Raw genomic sequence first — 1,302 nt, 5'->3', positions numbered from 1 at the left:
TCCTTGGTGGCTTGCATTTCGTCCTTTACTGTATCTGGTTCACAGTGCAGACCGCTGACAAGCTTATCCTCTGTCTTTTCCTCTTTTGTCACATAGTCCAGTGCTTGCCCTATGCCTGCTTTTGAAGATACTGCTTTAATAACTGCCATACTTCTCTCACCTCTTTCATGGTGTTAGGAAGCTCTTGCTTATAGTCCACATATCCATTTTCATTCAGCTTCTTGGCTATCTGGTTCAGATTGTTGCCTTGCCTTTTCAGCTCTGGATATATCTCTTTCAGTCCGTCCAGATTGACAATGTTCGACTGTGTGAGGGCTTCAATGATATATTGCTGTTGGCTCTTTCCAGACTGCTCTACTTTTTCTTTTATCTGTGCAAGTTCTTCCTCTGACACTCTTATAACTATCTGCTTCGGTCTTGTCCTATTCATTGATGAAGTCCTCTCTTTCCTTTACCCACTTCTTAATGAGTTCGATTTCCTCGTTCATGTTCGGCTCTTTCTCTGGCTTCCAGTCCGCTCTCATGTCTTTCAGTTCTTCCAGTGCTTCTTCTAAGTCTGCCTTATAGCTTTCTAAATCTTCTTTTTCGCTTGCTATATATTCATCAACACTATTGTAACAAGGCACACACTCATAGCTTGTTCTATCATCATTGTACTTGTGGTACACAATGTCTTTCCATTCATCACTTGGCTCTGCTATGTTCTGTTTAGTGATTTCAATGTCGGATTTTATTGTCTCTACGTTCTCCAACATATCCAGATAATGCTCTGGTTCATAACCCAAATTCAATAAGTGATTCAGCAGTGTAGGCTCTGGGAACATTCCGAACCAACAACGCTCGAACCACTGGTCAGCATAATCTCTTTCATCACTTCCATTGGAGTAAGTACCGCCCACCAAATCTCCGACAAAATTCTCTATCAGCTCTCCGATTGTCAGACCATGCTCCCCACACTTTCTCGCCAGTCGGTCACAATCTGCGTCCGACAATTTCACTGTGATTTTTCTCTCTCTGATTGTCTCAATTTCTTTCTTCTGTTCTTCGCCCCAACTCATGCTTTTACCTCTCTTTCATCTTGGCTATCACTCAACAAATTTCCGCATATCTGCGGTCATTTCAAGGGGGATTGAAGGGGGGCTTGCCACCCTCACAAGTTCTAAAGTGTAGCCGTTAGGCTATCACTTTAGGGAACTTGCAATATATCCGCTACACATAATTTAGCATAGTGATAGCCACTTGTCAAGCGGATATATTCGTGCGTGGATTTCGCCAGAAATACAGTGGAGCTTACTTCCTCTT

At 42.7% G+C, this 1,302-nt stretch carries 2 protein-coding genes; both read right to left on the bottom strand.

The genetic code is table 11. From position 1 onward, the window contains the following. Positions 1–109: 109 nt before the first annotated feature. On the bottom strand, positions 110–430 hold the full coding sequence (gene mobC / locus DW677_RS18020; RefSeq protein WP_002595443.1) for a plasmid mobilization relaxosome protein MobC: 321 nt from the start codon (positions 428–430) through the stop codon (positions 110–112). Beyond that, a complete protein-coding gene (locus DW677_RS18015) occupies positions 423–1,058 on the bottom strand; it encodes a hypothetical protein (RefSeq protein ID WP_009256592.1) in 636 nt (211 codons plus the stop codon). The genes mobC and DW677_RS18015 overlap by 8 nt, the downstream gene beginning before the upstream one ends. Positions 1,059–1,302 lie beyond the last annotated feature (244 nt).

This window comes from Clostridium sp. AM25-23AC (genome assembly GCF_003435125.1).
In the GTDB taxonomy this organism is placed as follows: Bacteria; Bacillota; Clostridia; order Lachnospirales; family Lachnospiraceae; genus Pilosibacter; species Pilosibacter fragilis.
The sequence above is the reverse complement of the archived record's forward strand: the minus strand, read 5'-3'. Positions and strand labels throughout refer to the sequence as shown.

Excerpts from the sequence above, each read along its gene's own strand:
- mobC (WP_002595443.1), bottom strand. The coding sequence starts at position 430 with ATGAATAGGACAAGACCGAAGCAGATAGTTATAAGAGTGTCAGAGGAA.
- DW677_RS18015 (WP_009256592.1), bottom strand. The coding sequence starts at position 1,058 with ATGAGTTGGGGCGAAGAACAGAAGAAAGAAATTGAGACAATCAGAGAG.